We start from the raw sequence: 23,099 nt of genomic DNA on the forward strand, positions 1-23,099 counted from the left end.
TTACTCCACCCGCACGCTGTGTTCGCGGATCAGCGCCGCGCACGCCGACGGCTCGAACCACCACGGCGCGAACCGGCGCGGATCGTCGAAACCGTCGACGATCGTCTTCGCGAGCGACGGCAACTGGCCGGCCGCGCCGAGCAGTTCGAGGATGTGCGGCGGTGGCGGGGTGAGCAGCGAGTTGGTCCAGCGCACGACATGCTGCGCATACGCCCAGTAGCGTTCGAACGTCTGGTGCATCCAGTCTTCGCCGAACGGTGCGGCGTCGCGCGCGACGATCGCGTCGAAATACGCGCTCGCGCATTTCGCGGCGTTGTTCGAACCCTGGCCGGTGATCGGATCGTTGACCACTACCGCATCGGCCATCCCGAACACGGTGCGGCCGGACGGCAGCCGGAAGAACGGCTTGCGCACGGTCGGCGCGAAGCGCCCGGCCAGCGTGCCGTTCGGATCGGTGAGCGCGACGTCGCGACACCGCTCGAACTCCCACGGTACGTACTGCTGCAGGAACGACAGGCTGCGGTCCAGATGCTGCTCGGGCGTCTTCACGTCGGCCCAGCAGTCGAGCGGGCCCCCCGGGATGCCTTCGAACACCATGATTTCGCACGGGCCGGTGGTGGTCAGCGCCGGAAACACGAAGTACTCGCCGATGCCCGGCAGCAGGTTGAAGCGCACGCGCGAATACGGCTCGCTCGGCGTCATCCCTTTCACGTAGGTCAGCGCCAGCGCGCGCTGCGGGCGATCGAACGGGCTGCGCGCCTCGTCGCGGCCGAGCAGGTTCACGATGTCGCCCTTGCCGGCCGCGAGCAGCACGAGGTCGTGGCTGCGCGCGAGTTCCTCGAGTTCGGGCACGCCGATGTCGCCGATGCGTACGTCCGCGCCGCGGCGGCGCACGCCGTCGAGCCAGTCGGCCATCTTCACGCGCTGGTCGACCGACTGCGCGTAGCGGGTCAGCCGCGACGACCAGTCGATCGCCTTGCGGCCGTGGCCGTCCGGGTGCGGCACCGCGATGCCGATGCCTTCGATGGACGGGCACGCTTCCTCCCACGTATTCAGGCCGAGATCGCGCTCGATCTGCAACGACGTGTGGAACATGCACTGGCTCGACATGACCTTGCCCGAGCGGATCTGCTCCGCGTCGCGGTTGGTCGCGAGCGTGACGTGGTAGCCCTGGCCGAGCAGGGCGAAGGCGAGTTGCAGGCCGGACTGGCCGGCGCCGACGATAGCGATGCGTCTCATGGGAATGTCCTTGGTTGGCCGCGCGACGGCCGGAATGATCGAGGGAAACAGTGCGGCAGCGCGGTCACTCCGCGAGCCGCGGAATCGCCGGCACCGCCTGTTCGGGGCCCATCGCGGCGTAGCCGCCGTCCACCGCGTAGTCGGCGCCCGTCACGAAGCTCGCCGCGTCGCTGCACAGGAACGTGACGACCTGCGCGACTTCCGACGGATCGCCGACGCGGCCAAGCAGATGAAACGGCGCGGCGACGCGATCGGTCTTCGCGCGGTCGCCGTGCGTCAGCTCGTCCATCACGCGCGACCAGGTCCACCCGGGCGACACCGAGTTGACGCGAATCCGGTCGGGCGCGAGATCCATCGCCATGCTGCGCGTGAGCTGGCGGATCGCGGCCTTGGAGGTCGGATACAGCCAGCGGCCGGTTTGCGCGCACTGCGCGGAGATCGAGCTGAAGTTCACGATCGCGCCGCCGCCGCGCCGGGCCATGTGCGGATGCACGGCCTTCGCGAGCATCGCCGCCGACACGACGTTGACGTCCATCGCCGCGAGCCAGTCATTGCGGGTCGCTTGGATGCCGTTGTCGACATAGCTGCACGCGAGGTTGACGAGTACGTCGATCGCGCCGAACCGTTCGACGATCGTCGCGATCGCACGCTCGATCGCGCGGTCGTCGGTGATGTCGAGCGCGATGAACAGCGCCCGTTCGCCGAGCGATGCGGCCACGCGTGCGCCGTTGTCCGCATCGAGATCGAGGATCGCGACGCACGCACCGGCGCGGCTCAGGTCCTGCGCGACCGCGGCGCCGATCAGCGTGGCGCCGCCGGTGACGAGCGCGACTTTGCCAGCAAGGGCATTCATGGGGTGTCTCCGTGAATCGTGGGGTGAGGGTGGGGCCGCGTCAGCGCGCACCGGTGGACGGCGCGCTGTCGCGCCAGCGGCGCATCAGGCCGTTCGACGGCACGGTGACGTCGAGCAGCTTGCGGGCCGTGTCGACGCCCGCGACCGGCAGGCCGGACGGGTCGAGCAGGCCGATCTGCACGAACACGCTCGCCTGATCCCAGTAGATGTGCTCGTGATAGAGCTTGTCGCCGCGAAACTTGACGATCGCGACGAGCGGAATCTCGACGCGCTTGCCGGTCGGCGCGACGCCCGGCAGCATCCAGTCGATCTCGGTGGTATGCGTGAAGCAGAACAGCAGCTCGTCGACGATCTGGCTCGCGCCGATCGTGCGCGAGATCGGCGTGATCGTCGTGTCGGGCGGGTTCGCATGCACGAAGTGATGCGTGTAGAAGCGCTTGAGCTCGTCGTGGCCGACGCCGCCCGTCAGCGTCGGAATATGGTTGACGTACGGCTCGGCGACCATCGTGGCCATCGTTGCGTCGACGTTGCGCGTGTCGAACTCGTGCTTCAGATGCGTTTCCCACAGCGCGGACAGGTCGTAGTGCGGGCCGAGCGCGGCGCGGAACGCGGCGATCGCGCGCTGGTGGGCCATGACCGCGGCGGCTTGGTCGTAATGATCGCCACCGGCGCGGGCGAACGCGTGGTCGACGCCGGGGTAGACGTAGACTTCGACGCCGTCGCGGCCGGACAGCGTATCCGCGATGCGCTGCTGCGCGTCGGGCGGGCAGAAGCGGTCCTGCGCCGCGATCTGCAGCACGAGCCGCCCATGCAGGTGCGCGGCTTCGTCCAGCGCATGCTCGATGCCCACGCCGTAGTAACTGACCGCCGCGGCCGCGCCCGGCAGCCGGCACGCGGCGAGGTACGCGAGCTTGCCGCCGAGGCAGTAGCCGAGCACGCCGGCCTTGCCCGTGCATTCCGGCCGCTGGCGGAGCGCGTCCAGCGCGGCGCCGACGTCCTCGACACCCTTGTTTTCGTCGAATTGTCGATAAAGGGCCATCGCGCGCTCGAAATCGGCCGCCGCATACCCGAGCTCGATGCCCGGCGACTGGCGCCAGAACAGGTCCGGCACGAGCACCGTATAGCCTTCCTCGGCGTAGTAGTCGGCCACGTCCCGCATCGTCGCGTTCGCGCCGAAGATCTCGTGACAGAGCACGATGCCCGGCCCGGTGCCGCCGGCCGGCGTGCTCAGGTACGCGCGGAACGCGCCGCCGTCCGGCGATGGAATCTCGATGTGACGTCCGTTCATGTGTCCCTCCGTGCGGTTGGTTTCGGTGACGGCCCAGTATTGGCGGCCGAAAAGCACGCTTCTATCCGCTTTCTTCGGCCGGTATCCGCGAATTCCGGAAACCTGCGGCAGCGGCCGCCGCGGGCCGGCGTGCCGCGGGCGACCGCGGGTATGTGCGGATGCGAACAGCCCGCACAGTTTTCTACGATGCGCGAACGGTCCGCTTCTTGCATGGCTTGCGCGGGACTTGCGTGTTTCGCAGGACGGACTATCCGGATACTCCGGGCGCTGTCCGGATCGTGCGACGCCTTCCCCGATATCGGGAATGCATGCACGGCGCGAGTGCGATCGAGCACGACGGGAGAACTTCGATGGCGCAATTTTCCGAAACCGGCTGGCTGGCCGACGCCGCCTGTTTCAATCACGACACGCTGCTGCTGCAGTCGAACGACATCGACGAGGTGCGCGCGCGCGTCGCCGACGTGTTCAAGCCGCACCGGCTCACGCCGACCGGCGAATCGCGTGCGCTGCACAGCTGCATGCATCATGCGCGCTGGGGCAACCTGTCGTTGAACCTGCTCGATTACGGCGGCGAGGTGTCGATCGAACCGGGGCCGCTCGAACATTTCTATCTGTTGCAGATTCCGCTGCGCGGCGACGCAGAGATCGAATGCGGCGCGACGCGCTTCCTGTCGTCGCCCGACACGGCGTCGCTGCTGTCGCCCACGCTGCCGCTCCGGATGCGATGGGGCGAAGCGTGTCCGCAAGTCATCCTGCGCATCGAGCGCGACGTGATGGAGCGCCACGCGCAGCGGCATTTCGGCGACGACCGGCGCATGCCCGTGGAATTCGAACCGGAATTCAGCCTGTCGTCGCCGCAGGGCGCCTGTCTCGCGCAGATGCTGCCGGTGCTCGCCGGCGCGATCGCGACGGACGCGCATCCGCTGCGTCATCCGCTCGCGTTCGAGCAGCTCGAATCGACGTTGCTGAACCTGCTGCTGTACGGCCACCCGAACACCGCGCGCAACGGCACCCGTTCCGCGCCGGCACCGCTCGCGCCGTTCTACGTGCGACGTGTCGAGGAATACATCCGCGCGCATCTCGACGAGCCGCTGACGATCGAACGGCTCGCCGATCTCGCCGGCGTCAGCCCGAGCACGCTGTTCGCCGGCTTCCGCAATCGCCACGGGATCACGCCGATGGGCTTCGTACGGCAGTTGCGTCTGCAACATGTGCGCGACGAACTGCTGGCCGACGACACGCCAGGGCTCGCGTCGGTCACCGACGTGGCGCTGAAATGGGGCTTCGCGCACCTTGGGCGGTTCGCGATCGAGTACAAGCGGGCGTTCGGCGAATCGCCGTCGGCGACGCTCAGGATGCGCCGCGGGCGGGGGTAAAAGACGCCGCGACGGATCGACCGCTGGATCGCGCGGCCGCGAAGGTCGTTCGACAGCGTTGCACGGATCGTCCACAATCCGTCGTGCACATCGCGCCCGTCGGCGCGATGCCTCCGGGAGCGTCCTCAATGACTGGCCTATCCATCCGGTCCGCAACGATCGGCGATGCGCAGGCGATCGCCGATTTTCATGTCAAGGTCTGGCGGCATACCTACCGGGATCTCGCGCCGGCCGAAGCGCACGCCGTTCTCGACGAACACTATCGCCACAAGCAATGGAATGAAAAGCTGTCGTCGAACGACGGGAACCGGCTTGTGCTGGTGGCGGAGATCGACGGCAGGATCGTCGGCATCGGCGCCGCCGGCGCACCGTCCGATCCGATATTCAACGGCCGTGGCGAGATCAAGTTCCTGTATGTCGATCCCGGATTCAAGCGTCGCGGCATCGGCCGCCAGCTGCTCGCCCGGCTCGCGACGCATCTGGGCCGATTGCGGTATCGAGGCGCCGCGTTGAGCGTCGTCGACGGCAACGACGCGGCGATTGCGTTCTATGCGGCGCTGCATGGCCGGCCCGCCGGCGAATACATCGATCCGGGGCCGGTCTGGCGATCGCGCAACATCGTCATCGTGTGGGACGACCTCGCGAGCCTCGGTGCGTGAGCACGCCGCGTGCGGCGACGCGCATCACGCGAGGCGTGCCCGCAGCCACGACGTGAACGCGGTCACGAGCGGCGACTCGGCCAGTTCATGACGCGTGACGAGATAGTATGCGTGGCGTGACGGCACCGTGGCGCTGAATGGCCGCACGAGCGTGCCGTCGATCAGGTCGTCGCGCACCGACAGGCTGTCGCCGAGCGCGACGCCTTGCCCGTGTACCGCGGCTTCGACGCCGATATGCGCGTTGCCGATTTCGAGAATGCGGATGCCCGGCAGCTTGTCGGCGTTCGCTTGCGCCAGCCACCGCGTCCACGAGCCCGCATGCTCGCAGAACAGCGTCCGCCCCGCGAGATCCTGCACCTTGCGGATCGCATCGGGCCCGTTCATCAACGCCGGGCTCACGACCGGGAACAGCGCCGGATGCGCGAGCAGCTCGACGCGCCGGTTGCGCCAGTTGCCTTCCCCGTAGCGAATGCAGACGTCGACGTCCGCCGAATAGGTTTCGCGATCGTCGTTCGACGGAATCACTTTCAGATGGATACCCGGATAACGCTCCAGAAAATCGCCGATGTGCCGGGCGAGCCAGCGCGACGTCAGCGACAGCGGCGTCGACACGACGAGATCGCCGGCGGCGGCCGGCGAATCGAGCCTGACGGTGGCGTTCGCGATCATGTCGAACGCGGTACCGACCGGTTCCAGCAGCGCCTCGCCTTCGGGCGTGAGCTTCACGCGGGCCTTTGATCGGACGAATAGCGCGATGCCGAGCGTGTTTTCGAGAATGCGGATCTGGTGGCTGACCGCGCTCGCGGTCACGTGCAGCTCGTCGGCGGCGGCCGACACGCTGCCGCACCGGGCGGCGGCTTCGAATGCGCGAAGCGGGTTGAGCGGGGGCAGGCGGTTGCGCATCGGCGGGGCGCGTCGCGGGCGACGATACTGAGAAAAATTTCATTAAAACGGATTCAATTTCTCGCTACAACAAAAAAAATTGAATGCCTACAGTAGGGCTAATCCAACCGAGTCGAGGTCGACCGCAATGAGCCTTACCGAACCGATCGAACGCCTGTGGGGCGGCCGCTTCCAGTCGGAGCCGTCTGACGCGCTGCAGAATCTGTCCCGCTCGGATCCGAGTTTCTTCCGTCTCGTGCCGTACGATCTGGCAGGCTCCCGGGCCCATGCGCGCGAACTGAACCGCGCGGGTATCCTGAACGACGACGACCTCGCGCAACTGCTGGACGCGATGGACGGCATCGCGCGCGACTATGCGGCCGGCGCGATCGCGCCATCGCTCGCCGACGAGGACGTGCACACGTTCCTCGAGCGCGTGCTCACGCAGCGGCTGCCGGCGCTCGGCGGCAAGCTGCGCGCCGGGCGCTCGCGCAACGACCAGGCGGCGAACGACCTGCGCCTGTACCTGCGCGACAAGGCGCGCCAGCTCGTGCGCGGCGTGCTCGACCTGCAGGATGCGCTGATCGGCCAGGCGAGCCGGCACGTCGACACGGTGACGGCCGGATTCACACACCTGCAGCCCGCGCAGCCGATCGTGTTCGGCCATCAATTGCTCGCCCACGCGCAGTCGCTGTATCGCGACGCCGATCGCCTGGTCGACTGGGACCGTCGCACCGCGCGTTCGCCGCTCGGCGCGGCCGCGCTCGCGGGCTCGGCGATCTGCGTGCGGCCCGAGCTGTCGGCGCGGGAGCTGGGTTACGACGCGCCGTGCGAGAACTCGATCGACGCGGTGGCCGCGCGCGACCACGTCGCCGAATTCGTGTTCGTCACGAGCATGCTCGCCGTGAACCTGTCTCGCCTGTCGGAAGAAGTGATCCTGTGGACGTCGCGACAATTCCGCTGGGTGGAACTCGACGACGGCTACGCGACCGGTAGCTCGATCATGCCGCAGAAGAAGAATCCGGACATCGCGGAACTCACGCGGGGCAAGGCGGGGCGCCTGATCGGCAACCTGACGGGGCTGCTCGCGACGCTGAAGTCGCTGCCGCTCGCGTACAACCGCGATCTCGCGGAAGACAAGATCGCCGCGTTCGATTCGATCGACACGCTCGAACTCGTGCTGCCGGCGATGGCGGGGATGATCCGCACGATGCGCGTGAACGTCGACGAGATGCGCCGCCAGGCACCCCTCGGCTTTACGCTCGCCACCGAGGTCGCCGACTGGCTCGCGCTGACGGGCGTGCCGTTCAGCGAGGCGCACGAGATCACCGGCACGCTCGTGCGCGCGTGCGAGCGGGACGGCATCGAGCTGGCCGACGCGAGCGCCGAACAGTTGCAGGCCGTCGACACGCGCCTCGCACCGGCGGTACGCGCGCATCTGACGCTCGACGCGGCCGTCGCCGCACGCGGCGGCGCGGGCGGCACCTCGCCTGCACGGGTGCGAGAACAGATCGAGCGCCTGAGCGAGGCAATCGGGCGCCAGGTCGCGTGGGCAGCCGATTACCGGGGGCCGTCATGCTGAGCGCATCCGATTCTCGTCGCCTCGACGGCGCACCGGCGGCGGCCGACGCGGCTGCGGACGACACGGCCGCGCTCGTGCGCGTGCGCCGGCGCTACTGGGGCCGCTACGTCGCATCGGTCGCGATCGTTGCCGCGCTCGCCTATATCGCCGCCGCGTTCGCGCGCGGACAGATCGAGTGGCGTGTCGTCGGCCAGTTCCTGACCGCGCGCTCAATCCTGACGGGGCTCGCCAACACGATCGTGATGACCGTCCTCGCGATGACGCTCGGTGTCGTGCTCGGGGTCGTCACCGCGGTGATGCGGCTGTCGTCGAACCCGGTGCTCGGGGCGATCGCGCAGGGCTACATCTGGCTGTTCCGCGGCACGCCGGTGATTCTGCAGTTGCTGCTGTGGTTCAACCTGGCGCTGGTGTTTCCGACGCTCGGCATTCCGGGCATCGCCGAATACCGGACCGTCGACGTGATGACGCCGTTCCTCGCGGCGGTGCTCGGACTCGGCATCAATCAAGGCGCGTACACGTCGGAAGTCGTGCGTGCGGGGCTGCTGTCGGTCGACGTCGGCCAGTACGAGGCGGCGAAATCGATCGGCATGCCGCGCCTGCAGGCGCTGCGCCGGATCATCCTGCCGCAGGCGATGCGCGTGATCGTGCCGCCGATCGGCAACGAACTGATCGGCATGGTCAAGCTGACGTCGCTCGCGAGCGTCGTGCAGTACGCGGAGATGCTGCACAACGCGCAGAACATCTACTACGCGAATGCCCGCGTGATCGAGTTGCTGATCGTCGCCGGCATCTGGTATCTCGCCGTCGTCACCGTGCTGTCGCTGGCGCAGGCCCGCGTCGAACGGCGCTTCGCACGCGGCGCGGGGCGCGCGGCGGGCCGCAAATGAACCTCACGACCCTCACGACCCTTACCCATCGGGAGAACGTCATGCCGAATGCAGTCGTTCGCGCGGTCGACGTGCGCAAATCCTACGGCGATTTCCAGGCGCTGCACGGCATCACGCTCGACGTCGAACAGGGCGAAGTGCTGTGCATCATCGGGCCGTCGGGTTCGGGCAAAAGCACGTTCCTGCGCTGCATCAACCAGCTCGAGACGATCAGCGCGGGCGCGCTGTGGGTCAACGGCGAACTGGCTGGCTATCGCCGCGCCGGCAACCGGCTCCACGAGTTGTCCGAGCGCCAGGTCGCGCGCCAGCGGCTGGCGACGAGCATGGTGTTCCAGCGCTTCAACCTGTTCCCGCACAAGACCGCGCTCGAAAACGTGATCGAGGGGCCCGTGCAGGTGCTCAAGCGCCGCCGTGCGCAAGCGGAGGAGGAGGCGCGCGCGCTGCTCGCCCGCGTCGGGCTCGCTCACAAATGCGACGCGTTTCCGGTCGAGCTGTCGGGCGGCCAGCAGCAGCGCGTCGCGATCGCGCGGGCGCTCGCGATGCATCCGCAGCTGATCCTGTTCGACGAACCGACGTCGGCGCTCGATCCCGAACTCGTCGGCGAAGTGCTGGCCGTGATGCGCGATCTCGCGAAGAGCGGGATGACGATGATCGTCGTCACGCACGAGCTCGGCTTCGCGCGCGAGGTGGCCGACCGCATCGTGTTCATGGATGGCGGCCGGATCGTCGAAAGCGGGCCGCCGGACCAGGTGCTGTCCGCACCGACACATGCGCGCACGCGCGACTTCATTTCGGCCGTGATTGCATGAGCGGGCGGGTCCGTTGCGCAGGGCCCGAACGACCGCGCCGCCGATACGAGCGGCGCAGCCCACCATTACTCCACCAAGAAGGCGACATCCCATGAAAGCATCCGTCCTGACCCGCACGCTGGCCGCCGTCGCATTCGGCGCGCTCGTGCTTCATGCACCGTACGCCACCGCACAGGCCGCGAGCGCGAAACGCACGCTGAACGTCGCGATCGTGCCGAACTATCCGCCGTTCGAATACAAGGATCCGGCGACCGACAAGCTCGCGGGCTTCGACGTCGATCTCGGCGAGGCGCTTGCCGCGAAGATGGGCGCGAAACTCAACTGGGTCGAGACGAGCTTCGACCAGATGATGAGCGCGGTCGCGACGCAACGCGTGGACATGATCCTGTCCGGGATGACCGACCTGCCGACGCGCCGCGATGCGGTGACGTTCGTCGACTACATCGAGACGGGCCCGCAGTTCTACGTGCTGAAGGCACGCGCCGGCGAGTTCGCGCAGATGAGCGCACTGTGCGGCAAGCGCGTGGGGTCGAGCCGGCGCACGTCGTTCCCGGACAATACGACCGCGTGGAGCGCGGAGAACTGTGTGAGGGCCGGCAAGCCGGCGATCGTCGTGGTGGGCACCGACGGCTCGTCGGATGCGCGGATGCAGCTGCGCCAGAACCGCATCGACGCGGCGGTGCAGGGCGGCGAGACGCTGCCGTACCAGAACAGCCTCGAGCAGAACGCGTATGCGCCGGTCGGCAAGCCGTTCCTGTCGCAATACACGGGCATCGGCGTCGCGAAGAGCAACACGGCGCTGAGCAGCGCGCTGACGACCGCGCTCGACCAGCTGATCGCGGACGGCTCGTACCGGAAGCTGCTCGCGAAATGGGGGCTGCAGGAACACGCGGTGGCGAAGGCGATGATCAACGGCACCCGCTGAGCGCGCGATGACGGACCTGGCGCCCCGCTGGCCCGACGCGAAGCGCGCATGCGTCGCGCTCGCGTTCGATCTCGACGGCCCGACCGGCGACGCGATGCTGAACGGGTCGATCTGGCGCAACCCCGCGTATTTCACGCTCGGCAGCTACGGGCCGTGGCGCGCGCTCGGCCGGCTGCTCGACATGCTCGCGTCCTTCGCGCTGCCCGCGACGTTTTTCGTGCCCGCCTGGGTCGCGCGAACGTGGCCCGCGCAATGCGCGGCGATCGTCGAGCGCGGCCACGAGATCGGCTATCACGGCTACCGGCACGAAGCGTTCTGGACGCTCGAACCCGATCGGCAGCGCGAGATCATGGCGCAATCGGCCGATATCTTCGCGCGCACGCTCGGCGTGCGGCCGGTCGGGTTCCGCACGCCGTCCGGCGACTGGAGCGCCGCGACGGTGGCCGTATTGCGCGAAGCGGGCGTGCGCTATTCGAGCTCGATGCGCGGCGACGACCGGCCGTACCTGCTGCACGGCGAGAACGGCGAGCCGCCGCTCGTCGAGATTCCCGGTCGCTGGGAAACCGACGACTACGCGTCGCTCGCGTATCACCGCAATCCCGACTACCCGGCCGGACTCGACCGGATCGCGGGCTACGGCGCGACGCTCGACAACTGGACGCGCGAATTCGACGGCGTATATCGTGAAGGGCTGTGCCTGACGACGCTTCTTCATCCAAAGGTATGCGGCAAACCGGGACGCATCGCGCTGCTGGAGGCCTGGCTCGACCACATGTGCGCGCAGGACGGCGTATGGTTCGCGCGTTGCCGCGATGTCGCCGACTGGTGGCTCGCACAGGCCGCGCGGGATGCGGCGCCCACGCAACGGAGCGGTACGTGACCCACCTTCCTGCATGGCCGGGCGGCGCGCGATACGCGGTCGCGATCACGGTCGACTTCAACGACGTTCATGGCATCCAGACGCGCGAACCGCGTATCGTCGGCCGCGAGAAATCGCTGTCGGTCTGGCGTTACGGCGCGAAGCGCGGTGTCGACCGGCTGCTTGCGGCGTTCGATGCGTTCGGCGTGCCGACGAGCTGGTTCGTGCCCGGCGCCGTCGCCGACACGCATCGCGGCACGGTATGCGAGATTGCCGCAGCGGGCCACGAACTCGGCGTGAGCGGTTATCGCTGTGAAGATTTCGATGCGTTGCCGCTTGCCGCGCAGGTCGACGCGTGCCGCGCGGGGCGTGCGGCGCTCGCGGATGTGACCGGTCGCGACGCGCACGGCTTTCGCTCGTTCACCGGCAACTGGGCCGACGGCTTCGCCGAATTTCTCGTCGCGGACGGTTTCACGTGGTCGTCGTCCTGGCGCGGCGACGATCTGCCTTACGTGCATCCGCGTAGCGGCGGCGACGCGAACGGCGCACGGCTCGTCGAACTGCCGTTGCACTACGAACTCGAGGACGAACCGTATTTCGAGTTCAACCTGTCGCCGCCCGTGCCGGCAGGCCAGCCGCGCATCGCCGCGTATCGCGACGTGCTCGACAACTGGCGGCGCGACGTCGACGGGTTCAGGCGTTTCGGGTTGTGCTGCGTGTTGCGCCTGCATCCCGAGATCATCGGCACGGCCGGGCGAATCGATCTGCTGCGCGCGTTGCTCGCGCACCTGCGCGGCACCGGCGATGCGTGGTTCGCGACGGGGCACGACATCGCGCGCTGGTGGCGTGCGCAGGCACCCGTCAACGCCCCGGGCCATCCGGTCGACGTGTTCGCACGCTGCGTGGCGGAGGAGGCGGCACGATGACGACGGACACGCACGCGCGCGCGACGCGGCTCGCGGCATTCGTTGCGCGGACTTCCGCCGATGCATTACCGGACGACGTCGTCGCGAAAGCCAAGCGCCATGTCCTGGACACGTTCGGTGCCGCCCTGGCGGGCACGTCGGCCGTCGAGACGCGCAGCGCCCGTGCGCTGACCGGCGCCGTCGGACGCGGTGCGTCGCTATGGGGCACGCGACGGCGTGCGAGTGCGCGGGACGCGGCGTTCGTCAACGGCATTGCCGCGCACGCGCTCGAGCTCGACGATTCCGGCGGCTGCGATCATTCGGGCACGGTCGTGCTGCCCGCCGTGCTGGCCGCGCTGTCGTGCGCCAGTCAACCCGTCGCGGGCCGGGAATGCGTGCTGGCAATCGCGCTCGGTTACGACGTCGGTCGGCGCGTGCTCGAGGCGGCGGGCGGCTACTCGGCCCATAACGGCGCGGGCTGGCATTCGACGCTCAGTTGCGGCGTGTTCGGCGCGGCCGCCGCGAGCGCGCGCGTGCTCGGGCTCGACGCCGTGCGCACGCGTCACGCATTGGGCCACGCGGCGAGCTTCGCCGGTGGCCTCTGGAGCTTCATTCACGACGGATCGCAAACCAAGCGGCTGCACGCCGGGCGGGCGGCCGAAGGCGGCGTGCTGGCGGCATTGCTTGCTCGGGAAGGCGTGAGCGGGCCCGCCCGCGTGTTCGACGACGTGTGGGGCGGCTTCTTCAACACGTTCGCCGCGCCATCGCATGCGCCCGACGCGTTGACCGACGGCCTGGGCACGCACTGGAAGCTGATGCGCTGCTCGATCAAGCCGCACGCGTCGTGCCGCAGCGCGCATGCGGCGGTCGACGCGGCGCTGCAGCTCGCGGACGGCCGCACGTTCGCGGCGGGCGAGATCGAACGGGTGACGGTGCGTGCAAGCGCGTTCGTTGCGCGGATGTGCGGCGGCCGGGACCTGTCGACGCTGTCGTCCGCGCAGATGAGCCTGCCGTACGCGGTTGCGGCGGCGCTCGCGTTCGGCGACACCGGGATCGACGCTTATCGTGCGGACCGGCGCACCGACCCAAGCGTGACTGCGCTGCTCGCGCGCATCACGGTCGAAGTCGACCCGGCGCTCGGCGATCTCGACGAGCCGACCGTGATCCTGCAGCGCGCGGACGGGACGCAGGAATCGCGGCACGTTCCGATCGCCCTCGGCGATCCGCGCAATCCGCTGCCGGATGCGGCGCTGCTGGCGAAATATCGTGCGCTGGCAAGCACGGCGTTCGACGGTGCGCGCGTCGACGCGTTGAGCGACATGTGCCTGTCGCTGGACCGGCAGGCCGACGCGCGCGTGCTGAACGAGCGGCTCGCGGGCGATTCGGCACACCTCGATTGACGGTGCCGATGGGCTCCGGCGTACCGATCGCATCCGGGCGCACGCTGCTGTCGGCACGATCGCGGCATTCGCGCCGCGCTACGACCGGTCGCGATTTCGGGCGCGCGTCGCGCCGGTGATGACCGCGATGCCGAACAGGATGACGGCGACGATCTCGATGATGTGCTGCGAGACGTGCAGCGTCATCAAGCCCCAGGCGACGCCGCCGATGAAAATGATCCATCCGACCAGGTAGATAAGCAGGGTCATCGCTTTTTCTCCTTGCTGAATTGGCCCGTGGCGTCGGGTGCCGGTCGTGCAAAATTTACCGGGCGCGCCGTGAGCGCGATGAGGGCACTATCCGGGCGTGCAGGAGCATATTCCGGGCCTGGCCTTGCGATGCCGGACAGCATTCCCGATGGTCGCCGCTTGCGGAGCGTCTTCATTCGGGCGCCGCATCGTGCGCATGCACCCCGAGCCGCGCCATGAGCCGCCCGGCATCGAACGGCGCCTGCGTTTTCGTGTCGTTGTCGAAATAGCAGTACACGTCGCGCGTCGCCGCACGCGGCGGTTTCAGCGCCGGTGCGGCGAGACGCGCATCATCGGGCTGCGCGCCCCGGCTCCACGCTTCGATTCTGCGCGCCCATCGTTCGAGCGCCGCATCGGCGTATTCGCCCGAATACTTCGTTTCAGTGCCGTGCAGCCGGATATAGACGAACCGCGCGCTCAGATCCTCGAACTGCGGCCACGCCTCGGTCGAATCCGACACGACGAGCGCGACCTTGTGGCGGCGCAGCAGCTTCACGAACGCCGGATCCACGAAGCTGTCGTGCCGTACTTCCACCGCATGACGCAACGCGCGCTTGCGGTCGATCCGCAGATACGGCTCCCGGACCCGCGCATCGTGCCGTCGCGCGAGCGTGAGCGCGGCTTCCGTGTCGTGCGGGAGCAGGCTCAGGAAGCGTTCCATGTGAGCCGGATCGAACCGCAGCGACGGCGGGAATTGCCACAGCAGTGGGCCGAGCTTGTCCTTCAGTGCGAACAGCCCCTGAGCGAAAAAATTCGCGCACGCGGTCATGGCCGTTTCGTCGCGAAAGCGCAGCATGTGCGTCAGGTAACGCGAGCCTTTCACGCTGAACACGAACCCGGGCGGCGTGTCGGCGTACCAGCGCCGCCAGCTGTCAGGTGCTTGCAAGCTGTAGTGCGTGCCGTTGATTTCGATCGTCTGCATGTGGCCCGATGCATACCGCAGCTCGTTGGCCTGCTTCAGGTCGGGCGGGTAGAAGGTCCCCCGCCAGCCGGGGTAGCGCCAGCCCGAAATGCCGATGTGAATCCTGCCGGATGTGCGTGTCACGTCGATGCCCGGCCGCGCCGGTCCCTGATGCGGTTCGGGCGACGAGCAATCCGCGTGCCGCCGCCGTCGCCGATTTGATTTTTTAAAGACCGCGCCACGTTCGGCCGGTATGATCGCTGCGCTCGCGAACGATGCCATCGGCCGGTGCATCCGGCCGATGGCGTCACAGCCTTCGCCGGCACGGCAATCACGACACAACCGGACGGGCCCCGGCGACACGCGGTCCGCCGATCCGGCCGAACGGGCCAACCCAGCACGACGGAGTATCGACAGGATGTGGACGGAGACAGGGGCGGGACGGCGCGCGACAGTGATCGCGGCCGGCGGAGCGTTGTGCGTGGCCGCCGCGGGCGGCGCGTACGCGCAGGCATCGGCGCCGGGGGCGACGGGGGCCGTGCTGCCGCCCATCGACGTGCGAGGGCCGGCCGATGCGTCGTCGGTCGGGCTCGTCGGGCGGCGTACCGCCACCGGCACCAAGACCGACACGGCGATCGACGAGATTCCGCAAACGGTCAACCTCGTGACCGCGCAACAGATCGACATGACCGGCGCGACCGACCTGAACCAGGCGTTGCGCTACGTGCCGGGTTTCGCGACGTTCGGGGCTGACAGCCGCACCGACTGGTATGCGGCGCTGCGCGGCTTCACGCCGACGCTGTACGTCGACGGCCTGCCGGCGCCGGACACGGCCGTGATCGCGAACTGGCGCGTCGATCCGTACACGATCGATTCGATCGCGGTGCTGCGCGGGCCGACGTCGGTGCTGTACGGCGCGGGCGAGCCGGGCGCGATCGTCGACGCGCACACGAAGCTGGCCGATGGCGAGCGGGTACGCGAAGCCGGCGTGCAGATCGGCAACGATGCGCGCAAGCAAGCGATGCTCGACGTCGGCGACACGCTGGACCCCGATCGCAAGTATGCGTACCGTTTCGTCGGCGTCGCGCGCGACGGCAATGCGGTGACCGGCCCGAACGGTAACCGGCGTGTCGCGCTCGCGCCGTCGTTCCGGTGGCGGCCGAACGCCGACACGTCGCTGACGGTTTCCGCGACGTTCCTGCAGGACAGCGGCGACATCTCGTCGAACTTCCTGCCCGCATCGGGCACGGTGCTGCCGAACCCGAACGGCCGCCTGTCGCAGGATCTCTACATGGGCGACCCGTCGTTCAACGACTACCGCAAGAAGCAATGGTCGCTCGGCTACGCGCTGGAACACCGCGTGAACGCGATCTGGACGCTGCATCAGGACGTGCGCTGGTCGCACCTGTCGCTCGACGATGCGACGGTGTTCGGCAACGGCCTCGCGCCGCGCAGCACGACGAACATGATGCGTTTCGCGGGGCTGTTCCAGCTCAACTACAGCCGGCTCGATGTCGACAACCACGCGCAGGCGCGCTTCGGCACGGGGCCGCTCGAACACACGCTGCTGTTCGGCGTGCAGTTCGACCGGCAGACGACGACCAACAGCGTGTACCTCGCGCTCGCGCCGTCGCTGGACCTGTACCACCCGGTTTATCGGCCGGTGACGGCCGCGATCTTCTCGGGGCCGACGTCGCTCGGCCACGTCGACCAGTACACGGCGATGAACGCGGTCGGCGTCTATGCGCAGGACCAGATCCGCTGGCGGCGCTGGACGCTGACGCTCGGCGGCCGCGAGGATGTCGTGAATGCGCGGTTCGACGACCGTACGGCCGGCACGCACGCTCAGCAGGACGTCAGTGCGTTCTCCGGGCGTGTCGGGCTCACCTATCGCGGCGACGCCGGTTTGTCGCCGTACGTCAGCTATTCGACGTCGTTCGATCCGGTCATCGGCGTGCGGATGTTCGGCGGCGGCCTGCCGAAGCCGACCCGCGGCGCGCAGACGGAGGCCGGGCTGCGCTGGGAGCCGGCCGGCCGCAACCTGATGCTGAACGCGGCCGTGTACCAGATCGACCAGACCCACGTCGTGACGCCGACGCCGGTCAATCTCGACCCGACCGGCACGACGTCGGTGCAGACCGGCAAGGTGCGCTCGCGCGGCATCGAGTTGAGCGCGGTGGGCAAGCTGACGCGCGAGCTGTCGATCGTCGCGTCGTATGTGTATCAGGACGTCAAGAACGTGCAGGCGAACGACGCGTCGCTGAACCACTGGCCGGTGTCGGTGCCGCTGCCGCGGCAGATCGCGTCGATGTGGGCCGACTGGACCTGGCATACCGGCGCGCTGGCGGGCCTCGGCGTTGGCGGCGGCGTGCGCTACCAGAGCGCATCGGCGGGCGCGCCGGACAACTCGCTGACGGTGCCGAGCGCGACGCTTTACGACCTCGCGATCCACTACGAGCTGCCGCACTGGCGTTTCGCGGTGAACGTCGCGAACCTGTTCGACCGGCGCTACGTGAGCGGCTGCCAGTCGTACGCGGTGTGCGTGTTCGGCAACGAGCGGACCGTGCTGGCCAGCGCGAAATACAACTGGTAGGCGGGAGCGCGTCGCATGCGGCCTACGCGCGGCGTTGCGGTTCCCGGGCCGCGGTGCGCGCGCCGGCATGGGCCTGGCGCCGCCATTCGGTCGGCGTGATGCCGAACCGTTCGCGAAAGGCGGTCGCGAAATTGGCCGGCGTGGAAAAGCCGATTTCCTTCGCGATGCTGGCGATGCTGAGCGACGTGGAATCCAGCAGATCCTGCGCGATCCGCAGCCGCTCGTAGCGCAGATACTCGAACACGGTCTGGCCGAGATTGTCGCGAAACGCGCGCGACAAGCGCTTTTCGTGCGTGCCGACCGCGCGCGCCAGTTCCTCCACCGTCGGCGGATCGTTCAGTGTGCGCGACAGGTGGCGGATGGCCGCGCGCACGATGATGTCGTCCTCCTTGCCGCCCGCGGGCGGGCGTTCCGCCTGCTCCGTCACGGCCGGCCGTTCGCGCTTCGTCCGCGACAACTGCACGCGAATCCGCGCGATCACCTCCGCCGGCTCGAACGGCTTCGCCACATAGTCGACGCCACCGATCTCGAGCCCCTCGAGCCGTTCGTGCAACGCGTCGGCCACGGTGAGGAAGATGACCGGGATCGCGCTCGTCAACGGATCGGCGGCCAGCAGGCGGCATGCGGTGAAGCCGTCCATGTGCGGCATGCGCACGTCCATCAGGATCAGGTCGGGCATCAGCGCCTGCGCGCGCTGACACGCTTGCGTGCCGTCGAATGCGATGCTGATCCGGCATCCCGTGCTGCGCAGGATCTCGATCAGCAAACGGAGCTGGTCGGGTTGATCGTCGACGATCAGGATATGCGCGTCGCTCAACGCGGAGATCGGTGAAGACATCGTGCACCTGTGATGAAAAGGCGGTTGGCTGCGTTTCCGCGGGTGGCCTGCCCGGTGCGGTGGAAACGTCGGAAGCCGCTCTGTGGCGACGCATCCATGGCATCGCACGCTCGCATCGATGCCGGGCAGCCCGGCGTCGCGTGGCATGCAACCGTTCGACGCATCGCACGGCGTGCGTCGTTTTAATGACGGAGCCGGTCGACACGCGACGGATTGCCGTGATCGCGTGGTGAACGATCGCGACTGCCGGAATCGATGCGAGCGGAATTGTAGGAGCATATTTCGAATCCGGCCAGACATGACGGCTCTATTCGCATCATTCAATCTTCGCGATTATCGAAAATGGCGGTTTGCAACAGGAACGTAAGGCGGCGATGTGCGTCAATACTCATGGTTTACACGTATATCCAGTGAGTATTCGCGCGGCCGGGCGGCTCCCTGATTGTTTTTTGAAGAAAAAATATTATTGCAATCCGCTTTGGCAAAGTATTTATCCGCTCGGTAAAAGATTTTGAATAACGGCGTTGGCGCGAAATCGTTTGCGTAATGGCTGTATTTTTCGTAAGCCATTGAATATTTGGAATTTTACAATCTATAAAGAATGCCGGCTTTAATAATTCAGGCTCGTGTCTCATAATTCGTCCGAACTTTGAATGACGGGTGGAGCAGGGCAGCGAAAGCGCCGCAAGCGGTGACGGACGTTGCCCGACCCGGGGCCGGCGCATCAATTGATGGCTGTCCAGGCACGTGCTCGCTGCACCGAAATGAAACCCCGGTTGCCGGGGATGAAATAAAAGAAGCGTGGTGGGTCGCGGTCAACGCGACGGCGAATCGGGAATGGTCATGACGACGGGTTGAATCTCCGGATTCAGTCGGGGGAAAACTCGTCCATAAGAATCAATACGCATTCCTAATGTAATTGCAGAATTGACGGGACGGGACGTCAGGCCGACGACATGCCCGCGGCTTTCGAACGCCCTGCCGAAACGGGTGCTCGATGCGCGTCGTGTCGATATGGCCGGCCCGGTCGCGGAATCCGCTTCCGAAACGAAGTCGTAATCGAAGTCGAAGCTGTCAATAAAAGTAAGTAGTCCGTATTCAAACCAGACGCTACACAACGGAGCAGAAGACCATGAAGAGGAAGCAGATTTCGGCGCTCGCCGCCGCGATGTTCACCGGCGCGGGTGTGTTGATCGCCGGCGCCGCTCACGCGGACAACTTCGTCGACCGCGGCAACCCGGACAATGCGCTGAGCGGCCAGTGCATCGACGGCACCAACCCGCTATGCGTGGCGACCAGGAACGGCAGCTACGTGGCGGTCAGTACCACCAACGTGACGCAAGGAACCAATGCGAAGGCCGGCGCCAGCGGCATCGCGATCGGCGACCAGTCGAATGCGAGCAGCAAGGGCGGCAGCGGCAGCGGCGGCGCGATTGCGATCGGGGTCGGCTCGCAGGCGCTGGCGAATTCGGCTACCGCGATCGGCACGGTGGCGGTCGCGCAGGGCAACACGGCGCTGGCGATCGGCCGCCAGTCGGCGGCGGTCGGCGATTTCTCGATGGCGCTCGGCAACGTCGCGGACGCGCACGGCACGAGTTCGATCGCGCTCGGCCACTCGGCGCTCGCGAGCGGCGACCGCTCGGTCGCGATCGGCGGCGCGAACCCGACGTCGAGCGACGGCGTGTCGGCCGGCGCATCGTACGACGCGGCCACGCAGACGCGTGCTGGCGGCACCCAGTCGGTGGCGATCGGCGCCGGCGCGCAGACGAACGACAACAACCAGGTGGCGATCGGCTCGGGCAGCGTCGGCGCGAACAACGGCGGTACGCCGGTGTTCGGCGGCACGGCCGCGCCGGTCGGCGGCGCGGTATCGTTCGGCGCGCCCGGCAGCGAACGCCAGCTCAAGAACGTCGCGGCGGGCGCGGCCGATACCGACGCGGTCAACGTCCAGCAGCTGAAGAACGTGAACAGTACGCTGAGCACGGGCATCGGCAATGTCGACGCGCGCGTGACGTCGGTCGGCAATTCGCTGTCGACCACGATCTCGAACGTCGACCAGCGCGTGACCAGCGTCGGCAACAGCTTGAGCACGAGCATCGTCACGGCGACGCAGAACGTCGTCAAATACACCGACGACTCGCATGCGACGATCGCGCTCGACGGCGCGACCGGCACGACGATCGGCGGCGTGGCTGCCGGCGTCGCCGATACCGACGCGGTCAACGTCGGCCAGTTGAAGGGCAGCGTCGCGCCGTTGCAGACGTCCCTGTCGACGGCGGCGTCGAACATCACGAACCTGCAGAACAGCGTGACCGGCATCAACGGATCGTTGAGCACGGCGGCATCGAACATCGCCGGCCTGCAGGCGGCCGATACGCGCAACGTCAAGTACGACGGCGCGAGCGGCTTCGATTCGGTGACGTTCGCCGGCCCCAACGGCACGACGCTGCACAACGTCGCGGACGGCAAGGATCTGCACGACGCCGTGAACGTCGGCCAGTTGACGGGCGGCCTTGCATCGCTGAGCACGAGCGTGACGAACAACCTCGGCACGGCGCTCGGCAACCTGAGCACGTCGATCACCAGCCAGATCGGCAACGCGACGAAGAACGCGGTGCAGTACGACGACGATGCGCACGGCGGCGTCACGCTCGGCGGCACCGGCGCCACGGCGCCGGTCGGCCTGCACAACGTCGCGGATGGCGTGGCGGCAGGCGATGCGGTGAACGTGGGCCAGCTCGGCAAGGTGACCGACACGCTCAACCAGTCGATCACGGCCGTCGGCAACCAGGTGACGACGAACACCGGCAACATCGCGGCGCTTCAGCAGGACGCGCTGCAGTGGAACCCGGGCCTCGGCGCGTACGATGCGAGCCACGGCGGCCACGGCCCGCAGTTGATCAGCAACGTCGCGGCCGGCAAAAGCGGCACGGACGCGGTCAACGTCGATCAGTTGACCGCGGCGATTCACGACGGGACGAGCCAGCTCGACGCGCTCGCCGTCAAATACGACGATGCGAGCAAGCAGCAGGTATCGCTCGGCGCGGGCAACGGCGGCAGCCCGGTGCGCGTGACCAACGTCGCGGAAGGCAACGTGGCGGCCGGCAGCACCGACGCGGTGAACGGCGCGCAACTGCGTCGCGCGACCGACGGCGCGGCGGCCGCGCTCGGCGGCGGTGCGACGGCGAACCCCGACGGCTCGATCGGCGCACCGAACTACAAGATCGGCGGCAGCGCGTTCAACAACGTCGGCGACGCGCTGACGAACCTCGACGGCCGTGTCGGCAGCAACACGACGACGCTCGCGAATCACGAAACGCGCCTCGGCAATGCCGAAACGAATATCGCGGGCAACACGGCGGCGATTGCCGGGCTGCAGCAGGATGCGCTGCAATTCGATCCGGCGCTCGGCGCGTTCAATGCCGCGCGCGGCGGTGCGCCGACGAAGCTGACGAACGTGGCCGACGGCAACCTGGCCGCGGGCAGCAAGGATGCGGTCAACGGCGGCCAGTTGTCGGGCGTGAAGACCGCGCTCGAACAGCAGATCACGAACGTGTCGAACCAGGCCGGCGAAGCGGTGAAGAACGTCGTCAAGTACGACGTCGACCCGAGCGGCAACCGGCTGAATTCGGTATCGCTCGTCGGCGGAGACGCCACGTCGGCGGTCGTGCTGAAGAACGTTGCGGCGGGCACCAGCGATACCGACGCGGTGAACGTGAAGCAGTTGAAGGACGTGCAGTCGAACCTGAACCAGCTTGGCGCGCTCGCGGTGCAGTACGACGACAGCTCGAAGAGCACGATCACGCTCGGCGGCGCGGGCGGCACGCGCATCACCAACGTGCAGGCCGGCACGCTCGGCGCGACCAGCACCGACGCGGTGAACGGCTCGCAGCTCTACGCGACCAACCAGCAGGTGTCGAAGAACACCACCGACATCTCGAACCTGCAAGGCAGCGTGACCAACATCGCGAACGGCAAGGCCGGCCTCGTGCAACAGCAGGACCCGAACGGCGCGATCACGGTCGGCAAGGACTCGGGCGGCACGAGCGTGAACTTCTCCGGTACGGCGGGCGACCGCGTGCTGACCGGGGTCGCGGCGGGCGTGAACGCCAACGACGCGGTCAACATGGGCCAGTTCAACGCCGCGCTGCAGAACGTCGCGGCCAACGACAGGATCCGCGCGACCGCGACCGACGCGAACACCACGTGGATCGCGCGCGCCGATGCGGGTGCGATCGGGTCGACGGCGACCGCGACCGGCAAGAACGCGGTGGCGGTCGGCGCGGGCTCCGTCGCCGATCGCGACAATTCGTTCTCGGTCGGCGCGAAGGGCAGCGAGCGTCAGGTCACGAACGTCGCGGCCGGCACGGCGCCGACCGACGCGGTGAACGTGCAGCAGCTGAACGACAACCTCGCGACGGCGTCGACGCAGGCGAAGGGCTATACCGACCAGCGCATCGGGCAGGTGTACAACGCGTTCAACGACCTGAAGAAGGACATGTACGGCGGCGTCGCGTCGGCGATGGCGGTGGCCGGCTTGCCGCAGCCGACCGGCGCGGGGCGCTCGATGGTGTCGGCGGCGACGTCGAACTATCACGGCCAGCAGGGCTTCGCGGCCGGCTACTCGTACGTGACGGAGAGCAATCGCTGGGTCGTCAAGGCATCGGTGACGGGCAACACGCGGTCGGACTTCGGCGCGGTGGTCGGCGCGGGTTATCAGTTCTGATGCAGGCCGCGTCGCGTTGAGCGATGCGCGGTGCCGGGCAATGGATGCACAGCCCGGCGCCCGCTGTCGATCGAAGGCCCGGGGTTCGT

General features: G+C 67.9%; 18 protein-coding genes. 11 read left to right on the forward strand and 7 right to left on the reverse strand.

The window, feature by feature from the left end:
* From A9Z05_RS22200 to A9Z05_RS22210, 3 genes are all read right to left on the reverse strand, one after another.
* On the reverse strand, positions 1–1,239 hold the full coding sequence (locus A9Z05_RS22200; protein ID WP_069619961.1) for a styrene monooxygenase/indole monooxygenase family protein: 1,239 nt from the start codon (positions 1,237–1,239) through the stop codon (positions 1–3).
* Between the two features lie 64 nt (positions 1,240–1,303).
* On the reverse strand, positions 1,304–2,092 hold the full coding sequence (locus A9Z05_RS22205) for an SDR family oxidoreductase (protein ID WP_069619962.1): 789 nt from the start codon (positions 2,090–2,092) through the stop codon (positions 1,304–1,306).
* A 40-nt stretch (positions 2,093–2,132) separates the two neighbouring features.
* On the reverse strand, positions 2,133–3,380 hold the full coding sequence (locus A9Z05_RS22210; protein WP_069619963.1) for a dienelactone hydrolase family protein: 1,248 nt from the start codon (positions 3,378–3,380) through the stop codon (positions 2,133–2,135).
* A gap of 350 nt (positions 3,381–3,730) precedes the next feature.
* Between A9Z05_RS22210 and A9Z05_RS22215 the strand changes: the two genes are divergently transcribed.
* Both A9Z05_RS22215 and A9Z05_RS22220 read left to right on the forward strand, forming a co-directional pair.
* Positions 3,731–4,756 carry an AraC family transcriptional regulator gene (locus A9Z05_RS22215; protein ID WP_069619964.1) on the forward strand — a complete coding sequence of 342 codons (1,026 nt, stop codon included), beginning with the start codon at positions 3,731–3,733 and terminating at the stop codon, positions 4,754–4,756.
* Entirely contained in the window at positions 4,657–5,415 is a 759-nt protein-coding gene (locus tag A9Z05_RS22220) for a GNAT family N-acetyltransferase (RefSeq protein ID WP_256122066.1), read from the forward strand. The genes A9Z05_RS22215 and A9Z05_RS22220 overlap by 100 nt, the downstream gene beginning before the upstream one ends.
* 24 nt (positions 5,416–5,439) lie before the next feature.
* Here the strand turns inward: A9Z05_RS22220 and gcvA are convergent, their stop codons facing one another.
* Positions 5,440–6,318: a transcriptional regulator GcvA gene (gene gcvA / locus A9Z05_RS22225; protein WP_069619966.1), complete on the reverse strand. Its 879-nt coding sequence runs from the start codon at positions 6,316–6,318 to the stop codon at positions 5,440–5,442.
* A 127-nt stretch (positions 6,319–6,445) separates the two neighbouring features.
* Here gcvA and argH point away from each other — a divergent pair, with 127 nt between their 5' ends.
* The 7 genes from argH to A9Z05_RS22260 all read left to right on the forward strand — a co-directional run bounded on the left by argH (position 6,446) and on the right by A9Z05_RS22260 (position 13,664).
* Positions 6,446–7,879, forward strand: a complete 1,434-nt coding sequence (argH, locus tag A9Z05_RS22230) for an argininosuccinate lyase (protein ID WP_069619967.1) — start codon at positions 6,446–6,448, stop codon at positions 7,877–7,879.
* Positions 7,873–8,766, forward strand: coding sequence for an amino acid ABC transporter permease (locus tag A9Z05_RS22235; protein ID WP_069619968.1), 894 nt, complete (start codon positions 7,873–7,875; stop codon positions 8,764–8,766). The genes argH and A9Z05_RS22235 overlap by 7 nt, the downstream gene beginning before the upstream one ends.
* Positions 8,767–8,807: 41 nt before the next feature.
* Positions 8,808–9,575 carry an amino acid ABC transporter ATP-binding protein gene (locus tag A9Z05_RS22240; RefSeq protein WP_069619969.1) on the forward strand — a complete coding sequence of 256 codons (768 nt, stop codon included), beginning with the start codon at positions 8,808–8,810 and terminating at the stop codon, positions 9,573–9,575.
* 91 nt (positions 9,576–9,666) lie between these two features.
* Entirely contained in the window at positions 9,667–10,500 is an 834-nt protein-coding gene (locus A9Z05_RS22245; protein WP_084044382.1) for an ABC transporter substrate-binding protein, read from the forward strand.
* A 7-nt stretch (positions 10,501–10,507) separates the two neighbouring features.
* Positions 10,508–11,380, forward strand: coding sequence for a polysaccharide deacetylase (locus A9Z05_RS22250; protein WP_069619970.1), 873 nt, complete (start codon positions 10,508–10,510; stop codon positions 11,378–11,380).
* Complete coding sequence (locus A9Z05_RS22255) at positions 11,377–12,285, forward strand: polysaccharide deacetylase (protein WP_069619971.1); 909 nt, start codon at positions 11,377–11,379, stop codon at positions 12,283–12,285. The genes A9Z05_RS22250 and A9Z05_RS22255 overlap by 4 nt, the downstream gene beginning before the upstream one ends.
* Positions 12,282–13,664: an MmgE/PrpD family protein gene (locus A9Z05_RS22260; protein WP_069619972.1), complete on the forward strand. Its 1,383-nt coding sequence runs from the start codon at positions 12,282–12,284 to the stop codon at positions 13,662–13,664. Before A9Z05_RS22255 ends, A9Z05_RS22260 begins: the two co-directional genes overlap by 4 nt.
* Positions 13,665–13,742: 78 nt before the next feature.
* Here the strand turns inward: A9Z05_RS22260 and A9Z05_RS37015 are convergent, their stop codons facing one another.
* On the reverse strand, positions 13,743–13,913 hold the full coding sequence (locus A9Z05_RS37015) for a hypothetical protein (RefSeq protein ID WP_006397039.1): 171 nt from the start codon (positions 13,911–13,913) through the stop codon (positions 13,743–13,745).
* A gap of 172 nt (positions 13,914–14,085) precedes the next feature.
* On the reverse strand, positions 14,086–14,997 hold the full coding sequence (locus A9Z05_RS22265; protein ID WP_069620116.1) for a DUF72 domain-containing protein: 912 nt from the start codon (positions 14,995–14,997) through the stop codon (positions 14,086–14,088).
* Positions 14,998–15,271: 274 nt separating this feature from the next.
* Here A9Z05_RS22265 and A9Z05_RS22270 point away from each other — a divergent pair, with 274 nt between their 5' ends.
* Positions 15,272–17,446, forward strand: coding sequence for a TonB-dependent siderophore receptor (locus A9Z05_RS22270; protein ID WP_069619973.1), 2,175 nt, complete (start codon positions 15,272–15,274; stop codon positions 17,444–17,446).
* Positions 17,447–17,468: 22 nt separating this feature from the next.
* Here A9Z05_RS22270 and A9Z05_RS22275 read toward each other — a convergent pair whose 3' ends face one another.
* Positions 17,469–18,284 carry a response regulator gene (locus A9Z05_RS22275; RefSeq protein WP_069619974.1) on the reverse strand — a complete coding sequence of 272 codons (816 nt, stop codon included), beginning with the start codon at positions 18,282–18,284 and terminating at the stop codon, positions 17,469–17,471.
* Positions 18,285–19,416: 1,132 nt separating this feature from the next.
* Between A9Z05_RS22275 and A9Z05_RS22280 the strand changes: the two genes are divergently transcribed.
* Entirely contained in the window at positions 19,417–23,010 is a 3,594-nt protein-coding gene (locus A9Z05_RS22280; RefSeq protein ID WP_069619975.1) for a YadA-like family protein, read from the forward strand.
* Positions 23,011–23,099 lie beyond the last annotated feature (89 nt).

Origin of the sequence: Burkholderia sp. A2, assembly GCF_001729305.1 — a bacterium.
In the GTDB taxonomy this organism is placed as follows: Bacteria; Pseudomonadota; Gammaproteobacteria; order Burkholderiales; family Burkholderiaceae; genus Burkholderia; species Burkholderia sola.